Origin of the sequence: Indioceanicola profundi (assembly GCF_003568845.1) — a bacterium.
GTDB classification, from domain to species: Bacteria; Pseudomonadota; Alphaproteobacteria; order Azospirillales; family Azospirillaceae; genus Indioceanicola; species Indioceanicola profundi.
Genome location: NZ_CP030126.1, coordinates 168,994 through 181,090 on the forward strand (window position 1 = coordinate 168,994; position 12,097 = coordinate 181,090).

General features: G+C 67.2%; 16 protein-coding genes. 8 read left to right on the forward strand and 8 right to left on the reverse strand.

Translation table 11 applies throughout. From position 1 onward, the window contains the following. Positions 1 to 31: 31 nt before the first annotated feature. Positions 32 to 220, reverse strand: a complete 189-nt coding sequence (locus tag DOL89_RS00825) for a DUF1192 domain-containing protein (RefSeq protein WP_318658522.1) — start codon at positions 218 to 220, stop codon at positions 32 to 34. 113 nt (positions 221 to 333) lie between these two features. On the opposite strand from DOL89_RS00825, the gene DOL89_RS00830 reads away from it, so the two are divergent. Then, positions 334 to 1,332: an NAD(P)H-quinone oxidoreductase gene (locus DOL89_RS00830; protein WP_119677445.1), complete on the forward strand. Its 999-nt coding sequence runs from the start codon at positions 334 to 336 to the stop codon at positions 1,330 to 1,332. 23 nt (positions 1,333 to 1,355) lie between these two features. Here DOL89_RS00830 and DOL89_RS00835 read toward each other — a convergent pair whose 3' ends face one another. After that, positions 1,356 to 1,970, reverse strand: a complete 615-nt coding sequence (locus DOL89_RS00835) for a class I SAM-dependent methyltransferase (RefSeq protein WP_119680151.1) — start codon at positions 1,968 to 1,970, stop codon at positions 1,356 to 1,358. A 324-nt stretch (positions 1,971 to 2,294) separates the two neighbouring features. On the opposite strand from DOL89_RS00835, the gene DOL89_RS00840 reads away from it, so the two are divergent. Then, on the forward strand, positions 2,295 to 2,903 hold the full coding sequence (locus DOL89_RS00840; RefSeq protein ID WP_119677446.1) for a DUF1013 domain-containing protein: 609 nt from the start codon (positions 2,295 to 2,297) through the stop codon (positions 2,901 to 2,903). A 114-nt stretch (positions 2,904 to 3,017) separates the two neighbouring features. Here the strand turns inward: DOL89_RS00840 and DOL89_RS00845 are convergent, their stop codons facing one another. After that, entirely contained in the window at positions 3,018 to 3,185 is a 168-nt protein-coding gene (locus tag DOL89_RS00845; protein WP_119677447.1) for a YdcH family protein, read from the reverse strand. Between the two features lie 228 nt (positions 3,186 to 3,413). Between DOL89_RS00845 and DOL89_RS00850 the strand changes: the two genes are divergently transcribed. The 3 genes from DOL89_RS00850 (at position 3,414) to DOL89_RS00860 (ending at position 4,876) form a co-directional block, all read left to right on the forward strand. Further along, positions 3,414 to 4,004 (forward strand): UbiX family flavin prenyltransferase, encoded by a 591-nt coding sequence (locus tag DOL89_RS00850; RefSeq protein WP_119680152.1) that lies wholly within the window; start codon positions 3,414 to 3,416, stop codon positions 4,002 to 4,004. A 134-nt stretch (positions 4,005 to 4,138) separates the two neighbouring features. Further along, positions 4,139 to 4,624 (forward strand): hypothetical protein, encoded by a 486-nt coding sequence (locus DOL89_RS00855; protein ID WP_119677448.1) that lies wholly within the window; start codon positions 4,139 to 4,141, stop codon positions 4,622 to 4,624. Positions 4,625 to 4,687: 63 nt separating this feature from the next. Continuing rightward, on the forward strand, positions 4,688 to 4,876 hold the full coding sequence (locus DOL89_RS00860) for a hypothetical protein (RefSeq protein ID WP_119677449.1): 189 nt from the start codon (positions 4,688 to 4,690) through the stop codon (positions 4,874 to 4,876). A 103-nt stretch (positions 4,877 to 4,979) separates the two neighbouring features. On the opposite strand, the gene DOL89_RS00865 is transcribed toward DOL89_RS00860, so the two are convergent. The 3 genes from DOL89_RS00865 to DOL89_RS00875 all read right to left on the reverse strand — a co-directional run bounded on the left by DOL89_RS00865 (position 4,980) and on the right by DOL89_RS00875 (position 8,801). After that, complete coding sequence (locus DOL89_RS00865) at positions 4,980 to 7,046, reverse strand: M13 family metallopeptidase (RefSeq protein WP_119677450.1); 2,067 nt, start codon at positions 7,044 to 7,046, stop codon at positions 4,980 to 4,982. 196 nt (positions 7,047 to 7,242) lie between these two features. Continuing rightward, entirely contained in the window at positions 7,243 to 7,701 is a 459-nt protein-coding gene (locus DOL89_RS00870; protein ID WP_119677451.1) for a TIGR02444 family protein, read from the reverse strand. A gap of 11 nt (positions 7,702 to 7,712) precedes the next feature. Next, positions 7,713 to 8,801, reverse strand: a complete 1,089-nt coding sequence (locus tag DOL89_RS00875; RefSeq protein WP_119677452.1) for an ATP-dependent 6-phosphofructokinase — start codon at positions 8,799 to 8,801, stop codon at positions 7,713 to 7,715. A 174-nt stretch (positions 8,802 to 8,975) separates the two neighbouring features. On the opposite strand from DOL89_RS00875, the gene DOL89_RS00880 reads away from it, so the two are divergent. The 3 genes from DOL89_RS00880 to DOL89_RS00890 all read left to right on the forward strand — a co-directional run bounded on the left by DOL89_RS00880 (position 8,976) and on the right by DOL89_RS00890 (position 10,904). Further along, positions 8,976 to 9,176, forward strand: coding sequence for a YdcH family protein (locus DOL89_RS00880; protein ID WP_119677453.1), 201 nt, complete (start codon positions 8,976 to 8,978; stop codon positions 9,174 to 9,176). 110 nt (positions 9,177 to 9,286) lie between these two features. Then, positions 9,287 to 9,802: a 5-(carboxyamino)imidazole ribonucleotide mutase gene (gene purE / locus DOL89_RS00885; RefSeq protein ID WP_119677454.1), complete on the forward strand. Its 516-nt coding sequence runs from the start codon at positions 9,287 to 9,289 to the stop codon at positions 9,800 to 9,802. A gap of 19 nt (positions 9,803 to 9,821) precedes the next feature. After that, on the forward strand, positions 9,822 to 10,904 hold the full coding sequence (locus DOL89_RS00890) for a 5-(carboxyamino)imidazole ribonucleotide synthase (RefSeq protein WP_119677455.1): 1,083 nt from the start codon (positions 9,822 to 9,824) through the stop codon (positions 10,902 to 10,904). Between the two features lie 6 nt (positions 10,905 to 10,910). Here the strand turns inward: DOL89_RS00890 and DOL89_RS00895 are convergent, their stop codons facing one another. Further along, positions 10,911 to 11,786: a hypothetical protein gene (locus DOL89_RS00895; protein ID WP_119677456.1), complete on the reverse strand. Its 876-nt coding sequence runs from the start codon at positions 11,784 to 11,786 to the stop codon at positions 10,911 to 10,913. 91 nt (positions 11,787 to 11,877) lie between these two features. Then, positions 11,878 to 12,093, reverse strand: coding sequence for a DUF4169 family protein (locus tag DOL89_RS00900; RefSeq protein ID WP_119677457.1), 216 nt, complete (start codon positions 12,091 to 12,093; stop codon positions 11,878 to 11,880). Between the last annotated feature and the right edge of the window lie 4 nt (positions 12,094 to 12,097).

Genomic DNA, 12,097 nt, shown 5'->3' on the forward strand with positions numbered 1-12,097 from the left:
GCGCCGGGGCAGTGACAGGGGGAAGGGCGGATCAGCGCTTGAAGAACGCCTCCGCCCCGGCGCGCACGGCCTCCTTGGCCTGGATTTCCGCCCGGGCGCGGGCGATCTCCGCCTCCAGCTCCGTGATGTAGGTCTGAAGCTCGCCGATGGACATCGGCTTCAGATCCTTGGGCGCGTTCGGCGCCTTGCGCGGCATCAGCTCGTCCAGATCGATGGCCATGGCGGGACCTCCGTGGTTGAGGGCGTGGTTGGGGCCGTGGCTGGACATGATGGGGAAGCCGGCTTACACCCGCAAGACATCCAAAGAACGACCACGGCGGAGGAGCAGCGCCCATGACCACGATACCGGACAGCATGCGGGTGGTGGAAATCCGGGAGCCCGGCGGGCCGGAGGTGCTGGTTCCTGCCCGGCGGCCGGTGCCGCAGCCCGGCGAGGGCGAGGTGCTGATCAAGGTCGCCGCCGCCGGGATCAACCGTCCCGACGTGCTTCAGCGCAAGGGGGGATACCCGCCGCCGCCGGGCGCCAGCGACCTGCCGGGGCTGGAAGTGGCAGGGACCGTCGCCGCAGTGGGTCCGGGAGCGGAGGGCTGGGCGCTGGGCGACGGGGTCTGTGCCCTGGTGTCCGGCGGCGGCTATGCCGAATACTGCGTCGCCCCAGCCGCCCAGTGCCTGCCCGTTCCCGCGGCGTTGAGCATGGAGGAGGCGGCGGGACTGCCGGAAACCTTCTTCACCGTGTGGACTAATGTATTCCAGCGCGGCCGGCTCACCGCCGGCGAGTGGTTCCTGGTCCATGGCGGCACCAGCGGCATCGGCACCACGGCGATCCAGCTCGCCAAGGCTTTCGGGGCCAATGTGCTGGCCACCGCCGGCGGGCCGGACAAGACGAAGGCCTGCGAGCGGTTCGGGGCCGACCGCGGCATCGACTACCGGGCGGAGGATTTTGTCGCGGTGACAAGGGAAATGACGGGCGGCCGGGGCGTCGACCTGATCCTGGACATGGTTGGCGGCGACTACATCCCCCGCAACATCGATGCGCTGGCCGTGGAGGGCAGGCACGTCTCCATCGCCTTCCTGAACGGGCCGAAGGTGACCGTCAACATGGCTCCGGTCATGATGAAGCGGCTGACCCTCACCGGCTCCACCCTCCGGGCGCGGTCGGTGGCGCAGAAGGGCGCCATCGCGGTCGAGTTGCGGGAAAAGGTCTGGCCGCTGCTGGCCGCCGGGCAGGTGAAGCCGCATGTGCATGCGACCTTCCCGCTGGAGCAGGCGGCGGAGGCGCATGCGCTGATGGAGAGCAGCGGCCACATCGGCAAGATCATCCTGACCTGCTGAGGCTCCGGTCCCGCGGGATCACTTCACTCCCGCGGGATCGCTTCCAGGCAGAAGCTGAAATGGCCGCCGGTTTCAAGCGTCAGGAACACATATCGCCAGTCGTGATCGATGCAGAACTCGTTGACGGCTTCGATCACGCCATAGGGCACCGGCGCGACGACGTTTCCAGTGCAGAAATCGTGTCCGGCGATCAGTCCTCCCGGCTTGACCTTTGTGCGGCACAGCGCCAGCTCGGCCGCCGTCGTGTGATAGCTGTGGTCGGTATCGATATAGACCCAGTCGAACGTCGCGTCGGGAAAACGTGCGAGGGCATCGGTGGAAAGCCCCCGCTTGATCTTGAGATTGCCGGAAAACAGGGCGTCGCCGAATTTCGCCATGACGGCTTGAAGCCCCTTTTGGTAGCGCTCCCCTTCCCACAGATCGATCAGATAAAGGGTCTCGACGGAGCAGCGGGCCAGGATTTCGGCGGAGAAGTCGCCGAAGGCGACGCCGATCTCGGCCACTGTGGCGCCTTTTGGCATGTGGTCCAGCATGATCTCCCGCGTGGGGAGGACCCGGCAGGCTGCAGTGTGGCGCTGGCTGAGCATCGCCTGGGGCAAGGACTGCTTATAGTGTCTACGCTGGTCTTCGGGCGTCACGGCGGCCTTCCGCTTGCTGGCAGTGCCACCCAATTTCAGCCGGGACCATGAAGGGTCTGCTAACGGGAATGCGGCAGGCCACCCCTTTGGAGGATGGCGGCTGCGCCCTGCCGGCTTCGCCGGGAGGGTTCGGGGGCAGCGCTGTTTTCAATACGGGCAACCGCTTGCACCATCAAAAAGGCATGGCGGTTCCCGTGGTGTAACGCTATAGCTGAAATATGCGTGACACCGTCCGGCTGGCTGCGTGGGGCCCCATCCCGCGCCACGGACGGTTATTGCCTGATCACCGGCCCTCGGGCCCGGAAAAGACGTCGAGGAGGAAGCATGGCACTGCCCCTGATGCCGAAGGCCACTGCCGTCTGGCTGGTCGAGAACACCGGTCTGTCCTTCGAGCAGATCGCCGAGTTCTGCGGCATGCACGAGCTTGAGGTGCAGGCCATCGCTGATGGAGAGGTCGCGGTCGGTATGGTCGGGCGCGACCCTGTGGCCGGCGGCGAGCTGACCTGGGAAGAGATCAAGCGCGTCGAGGCCAATCCGGACGCCAAGCTGGTGAAGCGGGAGCAGGATCTGCCGCAGCCGGTCGCCCGCTCCAAGGGCCCGCGCTATACGCCGGTCACCAAGCGCGGCGACAAGCCCGATGCCATCGCCTACATCCTGAAGTCCTATCCGGAGCTGTCGGACGCGCAGATCTGCAAGCTGATCGGCACCACCAAGCCGACCATCAGCGCCGTGCGCGACCGCACCCACTGGAACGCCCAGAACATCAAGCCGGGCAATCCTGTCCTGCTCGGCCTCTGCAGCCAGCGGGAACTGGATGCCGCCCTGGAAAAGGCCCGCAAGAACCGCCCCCCGGCCCCGCAGGGCTCCGAGCTGGTCACCGCCGAGGCGGAGGCCGAGCGCTTCGCGGCGGACGACGAGGAGACGGAGGAGTAAGGGGGCGGATGCCTCCTTTCTCCCGGAAGAGGCTGGTCGAAGACCGGTCCAATGAGAAAACGGCGCGCCCTGGGGGCGCGCCGTTTCCGTTCGGGGAGTGCGCTCAGGCGGGGGTCATGCCCTGCCGATGCGGTCCATCTCCTCCTTCACCCTCAGCTTTTCTAACTTCAATCTTTTCAGTGTGACCGTATCCGGAAGCGGGCGTCGGTATTCCATCTGCACCGCTTGATCGAGGTTCTGATGCTTGGTCCGAAGGGATTCCAGACGGTCCACAAGCGACATTAGTTACCTCCGTCGGCTAGGTCCTGACCGGCGGCCGCCGGCCATCTCCGTAATTTACACCGGCGAATGGCGGTTACAACCCGGCAGAGACATTTTCCTGCTGAAAAGTCCAGTTTAGAGCAATTTTATTTTAAAGCAGCGGGACGCACATCAAGGTCCCAGGCCCGCGGTGGGCCGGGTGCGATCCGGATTGTGGACGGGCGGCGCGTGGCGCGCTATCTCACCCTTATGTCCCAGACACCCCGCCTCATCATCGGCATCAGCGGCGCATCCGGCGTGATCTACGGCATTCGCATGCTGGAGATGTTACGCCCACACGCCATTGAAACCCACCTCGTTATGAGCAGGTCTGCCGAGGTGACCCTTGCGCATGAGACAAGGCTCAAGGTCGCGGACGTGCGTGCGTTGGCGGATGTCGTGTACCAGGTTCAGGATATCGGGGCGGCCATATCCAGCGGTTCCTTCAAGACCATGGGCATGGTGGTCGCCCCTTGCTCCGTCCGCACGCTGGGCGAAATCGCGACGGGGGTCACCAGCACCCTGCTGACCAGGGCCGCCGACGTGACGCTGAAGGAACGCCGGCGGCTGGTGCTGATGGTGCGGGAGACGCCGCTGCATCTGGGCCACATCCGGAACATGGCCGCCGTTACGGAAATGGGCGCCATCGTCTATCCGCCGGTCCCCGCCATGTATGCCAATCCAGCCAGTGTCGATGATCTGGTAAACCATACTGTCGGCCGGGTTCTGGACCTGTTCGGCATAGAAACGGGGAAAGTCCGCCGCTGGGGGGAACCGCCTCCGGAAAAAGTCGAGTGCTGACCAATTCGACGAGACGGCCAGGATATGGGCTGTGACCTAGAAGAGACTTCCGGAACACCAGTGTAAGTCTGACCGTTCGCTATGGGAAAGACCGCTGATTGCGGTCTCTATCTGAAACAGCGAACGAGTACGACATGACCAGCTTCCCGAGCCTTCGCCGCCTTTCGGCTGTTGTACTGCTGACGGCTGCCCCGCTGGCGCTGGCCGCGTGCGGCGACAACGATGCGGAATTCTCCATGGGCGAGGAGACCACGACGATGGAGCGCGAGGCCGAGCAGACCGGCGCGTCCATCGGCGCGGCCACCGAGAACGGCCTCGAGAATGCGGAGCAGGGCCTGGAGAATGCGGGCCAGGCCATTGAGGACAGCGCGGAGAATGCGGCCGATAGCATCGAGGAGGCCGCTGAAGACGCCAGCAATGACGCCGAGAACGGCGTTGAGGAGATGCGGGCGGACGAGCCTGCCGCCAGCACTGCCGACACCGCCACCGCAGGCGGTGAAAATGTCTCCACCTATACCTATCGCGACGGTCAGCTCGAGGAGCAGGCTGAGGCCGCCGAGGCTGAGGCCGACCGTATGGAAGATGCTGCCGAGCAGGCCGAAGAGCGGCAGCCGCAATAATCACAGGCACGACCGGGGAGATCGTTCCCAGCGGTCCGGCCCCTACAACGGAGGATCAGTCAAATGAAGAGCCCCATGCTGCGTAATGCCCTGCTTGGCTTCAGCCTGCTCGGCGCCCCCCTGGTTCTGGCCGCCTGCGAGGAGCAGGGTCCGGCAGAGCAGACCGGCGAGGCCGTGGACAACGCGGTCGAGGATGCCGGCGAGCAGTTGGAAGATGCCGGTGAGGAGGTCGAGGACCGCGCCGAACAGTAACCGGTCCGGCCTTCGACATATGAAAAGGGCGGGAGCCGCAAGCTCCCGCCCTTTCTCTGTCCGGCCGGGGTGGCGGGACGGCTTCGGGCCGTCCCGCACCGGATCACCAGACCTTGCACTGGGTCTCCCGCACCATGGCGTCGCCGGGCTTGCAGTTGAAGGCCTTGGCGAAGTCGGCGGAGTTGGAGACGACACCGTTGACCCGGTACTCCGGCAGGGAGTGCGGGCCGGTCATCGCCTGCAGCCGCCGCGCCTCGGGCCGGTAGGCGGAGCACCAGACATGGGCCCAGCCGTAGAAGAAGCGCTGGTCCGCCGTCAGCCCGCCGATCTTCTCGGCCATACCCTTCTCGCCCAGCCGCTGGCGCAGAGCCTGTAGGGCGATGCGGGTGCCGCCATGGTCGGCGGTGTTCTCGCCCAGGGACAGCTTTCCGTTCAGCTTCACGTCGCCTTCGGCCACATAGTTGCTGTACTGGTCCACCAGGCACTGGGTCCGCTCCGTGAAGCGTTCCGCGTCCGCCTCGGTCCACCAGTCGGTCAGATTGCCGTCGGCGTCGAACTTGCGGCCCTGGTCGTCGAAGCCGTGCGTGATCTCATGGCCGATGACGCTGCCGATGGCCCCGTAATTATAGGCCGGGTCCGCCTTGGGATCGAAGAAGGGCGGCTGCAGGATGCCGGCCGGGAAGTTGATGTCGTTGAAAGTCGGCGAGTAGTAGGCGTTCACCGTGGGCGGGCTCATGAACCACTCGTCCTCATCGACGGGCTTGCCGATCTTGTCCAGGTCGCGCTCGGTTTCGAAGGCGCTGGCCCGCATCGCATTGCCCATCATGTCGCCGGCCTTGACCTCCAGCTTGGAATAGTCGCGCCACTCCTCCGGATAGCCGATCTTGTTGGCCATGGCCTTCAGCTTGGTCCGGGCACGCTCCTGCGTTTCCGGCGACATCCATTGCAGCGTGGCGAGATTGGCGTTGAAGGCTTCCTGGATGTCTTCCACCATCTGGAGCGTGCGGTCCTTCTGGTCGGGGCCGAAGGCCGCTTCCACGAAGTGCTTGCCCAGATCCTCGCCCAGCGCCTGATCGGTGGCGCTGACGCAACGCTTCCAGCGGGGGCGCAGCTCCTGCGCGCCGGACAGGGTGCGGCCGTAGAAGGCGAAGTTCTCCTGGACGAACGCGTCCGGCAGCCAGGGAGCCGCATCGCTCAGCGTGTGCCAGGTGAGATAGGCCTTGAGGTCGTCCAGCGAGCTCTCGTTCAGCACGGTGCCGAGCTGCTCGAAGAAGGCCGGGCTGCCGATGTTCAGCTTGTCCAGCTCTGGCGCGCCGATCGTCTGCACATAGGAGGCGAGATCGAAGCCGGGGATGGAGAATTCCTTGATGGTGGTGGGGTTGTAGACCTTCTCCGGATCGCGGCGGGACACCCGGTCCATGGACGCTTCGGCCAGGCTGGTCTCCACGCGGAACACGGCTTCGGCCTGCTTCGCCGCTTCCGCCTCGCTCAGCCCGGCCAGGGTGAACATGCGGGTGATGTGGGCGCGATAGGCCTCGCGCTGGGACTTCGCCTTCTCGTCATCCTTGAAGTAGAAGTCGCGATCCGGCAGCCCGAGCCCGCCCTGGTCGAAGGCGGCGATCACCTGGGTGACGTCCTTCAGGTCCTGCTCCGACCCGAAGCGGAAGAATGCGCCGACGCCATGCTTCTGCAGGTCGGCCACCAGCGTGGCCAGCTCCTTCTTGTCCTTCAGGCCGTTGATCCGGTCCAGAATCGGCTGGATCGGGGTGAGCCCCTTCTTCTCGATCCCGGCCTCATCCATGCAGGCGGCGTAGAAGGTGCCGATCTTGGCGGTATCGCCCGACGGATTCGCGGCCGCCTTCTCAAGCACAGTGCGCAGGAGGGCCTGATTGCTCTCGGACAGCAGGTTGAAGCTGCCCCAGCGGGACTGGTCCTCGGGGATGGGGTGGGCGGCGATCCAGGGGCCGCAGGCATGCATGAAGAAGTTGTCGCACGGGCTGACGCCCTCATCCAGCACCGGCAGGCCGGGTGCTGGCGGCTGGGCCGCCTTGCCGGCTGCGGCAGGCGCCTGGGCGACCTGGGCCGGCGCCGTATCCGACGCCATGGCCGTTCCGGCCAGCAGCGCCATGGTCAGCGCGGCCAGCCCGCTGCATGTCAAATAGCCTCGCATGGTTGATTCTTCCCCTGGTCAGTCATTCTCCGCCGCCCGACAGCGGCGGCGGGAGCGTAGCATGGGCTAACGCACCGTGAAGAGGCTGTAGGTAACCGGTTTGTAACGGATGATGCGCGGGCCATGCCGGCCCGTCCGCCTTCCTTTCGCGGGCATCCTCCCCCGGGCAGGCAAGGCCGCCGGATCGCCGTCTGCCCTAGGATGTGAGGGACCGGATCAGCGGCTCCGCCGGCTCCGGTCCCAGCAGCATGCGCAGGTTCGCGGCCAATGCCGCCGCCGGATCGGCGCCATGCTGCGGCAGGGCCGGGTGCGATGCCAGTACCGCCTGCTCGATCCGCTCCGCCTCCAGCTCCGTCGCCTTGATACGGGTGCGCAGCGCCTCCGTGTCGGCGTCCGGAGCGGGGACGGGACCGGTCTTCAGCCTACGGCGGACCTCGCGCAGCGGCACGACCACCTCACGATGCCAGCCGACAACGGCTTCGCGCGCGGCCGCGACCTCCCCGGCCGTGAGAAGATGCCCGTGCTCCGCCCCGGTCCAGGCGGCCCAGAGCAGCAGGTTGACATCCGCCCCGTGCCGGTCCTGCGCCTCCAGGCAGGCCGCCGCCACGCCGGGCCGGCCATAGACCCGCAGGGACCAGCTCCAGAGGTCGCTCACGCGATGCCCCGTCAGTTGAAATCGCCGAGATAGATGCCGAGGCCGCGGGCGGTCTGCACCAGGGTGCCGTCCACATCCACGCTGGCATAGGTGGCGATGGCCTCCTCGATCGGCACGTCGATGATCTGGCGGTTGCTCCAGGCCAGGATGCGGTCGGACCTGCCCTCCGCGATCAGGTCCACGGCCTTGACGCCGAAGGCGCTGGCCAGCAGCCGGTCGCGGTAGCTGGGCGGGCAGCCGCGCTGCACATGGCCCAGCACGGTCACGCGCGTCTCCGCCCCCGTCGCCTCGGCGATCAGGTGGCCGATATAGTTGCCGATGCCGCCGTGGCGCTTCTGCCCGTCGGAGAATTCCCGCTGGGGGATCGTACCCTCCGCCGTCTTCACCGCCTCCGACACCACGATCATGGCGAAGTTGCGCCCGCCCTCCTGCACCCGGCGGATTTTCTTCGCGATCCCCTCGATGGACCACTGGATCTCGGGGATCAGGATCACGTCGGCCCCGCCGGCGATGCCGGCGGCGATGGCGATGTGCCCGGCGTCGCGGCCCATCACCTCCAGCACCATGACGCGGTCATGGCTGGCCGCGGTGGGCTGCAACCGGTCCAGCGCCTCCGTCGCCACTGCCACCGCGGTGTCGTAGCCGACGCTGGATTCCGTGATGCCCAGATCGTTGTCGATGGTCTTGGGGATGCCGATCAGCTTGATATCGCCCAACTGGGCCAGCTTGCGCAGGATGGCCATGGAGCCGTCGCCGCCGATGCCGATCAGCGCCTCCACCCCCAGCTCCCGCAGGCCGCCGATGATCTCGGCCGAGCGGTCCTTCCGGCTGCCGTCCGCCATGGGATAGGCGAAGGGGTCGCCCTTGTTGGTGGTGCCCAGGATCGTGCCGCCCTGGCGCATCATGTTCCCGTCGACCGCGTTCAGGTCCAGGTTCCAGTAGCGCACCGGCCGGGTCAGCAGCCCCTGCGTCCCGTCCTCGATCCCCAGCACCTGCCAGCCGTAATGGGTGGCCCGGTGCACGGCGGCGCGGATCACCGCGTTCAGCCCGGCGCAGTCGCCGCCGCTGGTCAAGATACCGATACGCTTCTCACCTGCCATGGCCGACCGTCCGTCGCTCTCATGTTGGAAATGGTGCAATGTACGGAAGAATGGGGGAAAATCGGGGCGGGCCGCAACCGTGCCGCCGGTCGCCCGCGCAAAAATGAAGGGCGCAACCGGCGCCCGACCTGTGGTAAAGAACCATCCGAATTCTGTACCGGCGACATAGTGACGATGACGGGACAACAGGCGCTGAAGGAAAAGCTCGCGACCCTCCGTACGGAGCACCGCGACCTTGACGATGTGATCGCGCACCTGACCGAACAGGCGCCTATCGACCAGCTTCAGATCCAGCGGCTGAAGAAGCGCAAGCTTCTGCTGAAGGACATGATTGCCCGGATCGAGAGTGAGCTGCTGCCCGACATCATCGCCTGACGGCTCCGCTTTCCGCGCCCTTGCGCCAGCGCCGCCGATTCCTATAATCCCCGCTTTCCCGCGCCGAGCCTGACCGCTTCGGCGCTGGTCTGTTTTAAGGGAGCCGTTCCATGGCCGCCGACAACAGCGCCGCCGCCCCGCTGGTGGGCATCATCATGGGCAGCCAGTCCGACTGGCCCACCATGAAGCACGCGGCCGATGTGCTGGAGGAGCTGGGCGTTCCGTACGAGGCGCGCGTCGTCTCCGCCCACCGCACGCCGCAGCGGCTGTACGACTACGCCACCACCGCCAAGGGCCGCGGCATTAAGGTGATCGTCGCCGGGGCCGGCGGGGCCGCCCATCTGCCCGGCATGGCGGCCGCCATGACCACCCTGCCGGTCTTCGGCGTGCCGGTGGAAAGCCGCACCATGAAGGGGCTGGACAGCCTCTATTCCATCGTCCAGATGCCGGGCGGCGTGCCGGTCGGCACGCTGGCCATCGGCAAGGCCGGGGCGACCAATGCGGGGCTGCTCGCCGCCTCCGTGCTGGCGCTGGGCGACTCCCGGTTGGATGCGGCGTTGACGTCTTGGCGGAACCGGCAGACCGAGAAGGTGGCCGAATTCCCCGTGGACGAACAGCAGGGCTGACGCCGCCCGCCGCGACGATATGAGGATTGCAGACGTGACGCCCCTTCCGCCCGGCTCCACCATCGGCATGCTGGGGGCCGGCCAGCTCGGCCGCATGACGGCGCTGGCCGCGGCCAATCTCGGCTACAAGCTCCATGTCTTCTCGCCGGAAGGACCGGACAGCCCCTGCGCCCAGGTGGCCGCGGCGCGGACGAAGGCCGACTGGCACGACCGCGACGCCCTGGCCCGCTTCGCGGCCGCGGTGGATGTGGTGACGCTGGAGTGGGAGAACGTGCCCACCGCCACGGTGGATTTCCTTGCGGCGCGCGTGCCCACATATCCCGCCGCCTCCGTCCTCGCCGTGGCGCAGGACCGGCTGCGGGAGAAGAGCTTCGCCAACAGCCTCGGCATCGGCACGGCCCCGTTCCGGGCGGTGCGCGGCGCGGCGGAGCTGGCCGATGCCGTGGCGGAGATCGGCGCGCCGTCTGTGCTGAAATCCACCCGCATGGGCTATGACGGCAAGGGCCAGGTCCGCATCAAGGCCGATACCAGCCTCCCCGACGCCTGGGCGGAGATGGGGGCGGACGAGGGCATCCTGGAAGGCTGGGTCGCCTTCGATCTGGAAATCTCCGTCATCGTCGCCCGCCGCGCGGATGGGGAGATGGCGGCCTATCCGGCCGTGGAGAACCGGCACCGGAACGGCATCCTGGACGTGACCATCGCCCCCGCCGCCATCCCGCCGGAAACGGCGGCGGAGGCCGGGCGCATCGCCACGGCGCTGGCGGAGGCGCTGGGCGTTGTCGGGCTGCTGGCGGTGGAGATGTTCGTGACGCCGGACGGGCGGGTGCTGGTCAACGAGATGGCGCCCCGCCCGCACAATTCCGGCCACTGGACCCAGGATTTCTGCCAGACCAGCCAGTTCGAGCAGTTCGTGCGCGCCATCTGCGGCCTGCCGCTGGGGCCGACGGGCGCGACCTGCCCCTGCAGCATGACCAACCTGATCGGCGACGATGTCGACCAGTGGCCGGTCCTGCTGGCGGAGCCAGGGGCGAAGCTGCATCTCTACGGCAAGGGCGAGGGCCGCCCCGGCCGCAAGATGGGCCACGTCAACCGGCCCCGCTGACCGGAATCAGCCGGCGAAGCCCGGCGTGGGGCGCAGCCCGATCAGGGCCGGCTGGTTGTTCCGGGTGGTATCGCCCGTGACCGTGTTCCAGTTGAAATGCGGGCTGCCGGGATCGAAGCAGAACTGGTCGAAGACGCCGTTGCTGCCCGCGATCCCGAGCCAGCCATAGCCGACGCCGCCGGGATGGTCCGGGTTCGTGATCCCGCAGGGCGGGCACTCGGTCGCGGCCTCGTAGTCCCGGCTGTCGGTGAAGTCCCCCATGCTCAGATGCGGGACGGAGGAGCTGTCGCAGACCGGCACCAGCCAGGCCTCGCTGCCCGTAAGGCCGGCCGCCCGGTTCTTGGACAGGTCCATGCGGACCGGGGTGCCGACCACCAGCATGATATGGCCGGTGTCGCCCTTCTCGGGCTGGAAGCTGGTGGCGCTGGCATAGCCGCCCAGGGCATAGGCGACGATGTCGCCGGGCTGGAGATCCCCGATGGCCACCTGCTGGAACGCCGGCCCGCCCACGGCGCCATAGCGGTAGTAGATGTAGGCCCGCGGCCAGGGGCAGGGGTCCGTGGGGAAATGCTGGGCGCGGAAGCCGGCCACGGCCTCATAGGCCTGCGGCAGCACCATGCCCAGCAGATAGCTGACCCAGCCGGAACAGTCGGTGCGGGTATAGGGACCGGCCGGCCCCATGTTCCCGCCCACCCAGGCCGGCCTGCCGGTCGCCGCCACATAGGGCGCGCCGCCCTGCGTGCAGTAGGAATAGACGGTGTTCTGCGGCGCGGCTTTCAGCGCGTCCGCGATCTGCGCCGCAAGCGCCGTCATGGACGTCGCGGCGGCAGGCAGGTAGTCGGCGAGCGACGGGAATATCTGCGCAGGCTGAGAGGCGGACATGCTGGCCCTTTCGGCATATTGCACATACTACTTCAAGTATATGTCATATGCCTGATGCCGCCGCAATCCTGCGCACGGGCGGCCGGTGCCGTCAGGCGCTTCCTGGACCGTTCTCCGGGTCGGTCCGGTCGGACCGTTCCAGGCGGTGTCCGTCCACGTCGCGCAGCGTCTTGGCGCGGGTTACGTCCTGCCGCTGCCGCTCCGCCTTGGTAGCGCCATGTTTGACGCGGTTGATGGCGGCTTGGCGGGACTTTTCCTCCCGCTCCTTCTGCTTGCGGAACCGGTTCAGGTTGACGACGTCTCCCATGGCT

Excerpts from the sequence above, each read along its gene's own strand:
- DOL89_RS00825 (WP_318658522.1), bottom strand. The coding sequence starts at position 220 with ATGGCCATCGATCTGGACGAGCTGATGCCGCGCAAGGCGCCGAACGCG.
- DOL89_RS00830 (WP_119677445.1), top strand. The coding sequence starts at position 334 with ATGACCACGATACCGGACAGCATGCGGGTGGTGGAAATCCGGGAGCCC.
- DOL89_RS00840 (WP_119677446.1), top strand. The coding sequence starts at position 2,295 with ATGGCACTGCCCCTGATGCCGAAGGCCACTGCCGTCTGGCTGGTCGAG.
- DOL89_RS00845 (WP_119677447.1), bottom strand. The coding sequence starts at position 3,185 with ATGTCGCTTGTGGACCGTCTGGAATCCCTTCGGACCAAGCATCAGAAC.
- DOL89_RS00850 (WP_119680152.1), top strand. The coding sequence starts at position 3,414 with ATGTCCCAGACACCCCGCCTCATCATCGGCATCAGCGGCGCATCCGGC.
- DOL89_RS00855 (WP_119677448.1), top strand. The coding sequence starts at position 4,139 with ATGACCAGCTTCCCGAGCCTTCGCCGCCTTTCGGCTGTTGTACTGCTG.
- DOL89_RS00860 (WP_119677449.1), top strand. The coding sequence starts at position 4,688 with ATGAAGAGCCCCATGCTGCGTAATGCCCTGCTTGGCTTCAGCCTGCTC.
- DOL89_RS00865 (WP_119677450.1), bottom strand. The coding sequence starts at position 7,046 with ATGCGAGGCTATTTGACATGCAGCGGGCTGGCCGCGCTGACCATGGCG.
- DOL89_RS00875 (WP_119677452.1), bottom strand. The coding sequence starts at position 8,801 with ATGGCAGGTGAGAAGCGTATCGGTATCTTGACCAGCGGCGGCGACTGC.
- DOL89_RS00880 (WP_119677453.1), top strand. The coding sequence starts at position 8,976 with ATGACGGGACAACAGGCGCTGAAGGAAAAGCTCGCGACCCTCCGTACG.
- purE (WP_119677454.1), top strand. The coding sequence starts at position 9,287 with ATGGCCGCCGACAACAGCGCCGCCGCCCCGCTGGTGGGCATCATCATG.
- DOL89_RS00890 (WP_119677455.1), top strand. The coding sequence starts at position 9,822 with ATGAGGATTGCAGACGTGACGCCCCTTCCGCCCGGCTCCACCATCGGC.
- DOL89_RS00895 (WP_119677456.1), bottom strand. The coding sequence starts at position 11,786 with ATGTCCGCCTCTCAGCCTGCGCAGATATTCCCGTCGCTCGCCGACTAC.
- DOL89_RS00900 (WP_119677457.1), bottom strand. The coding sequence starts at position 12,093 with ATGGGAGACGTCGTCAACCTGAACCGGTTCCGCAAGCAGAAGGAGCGG.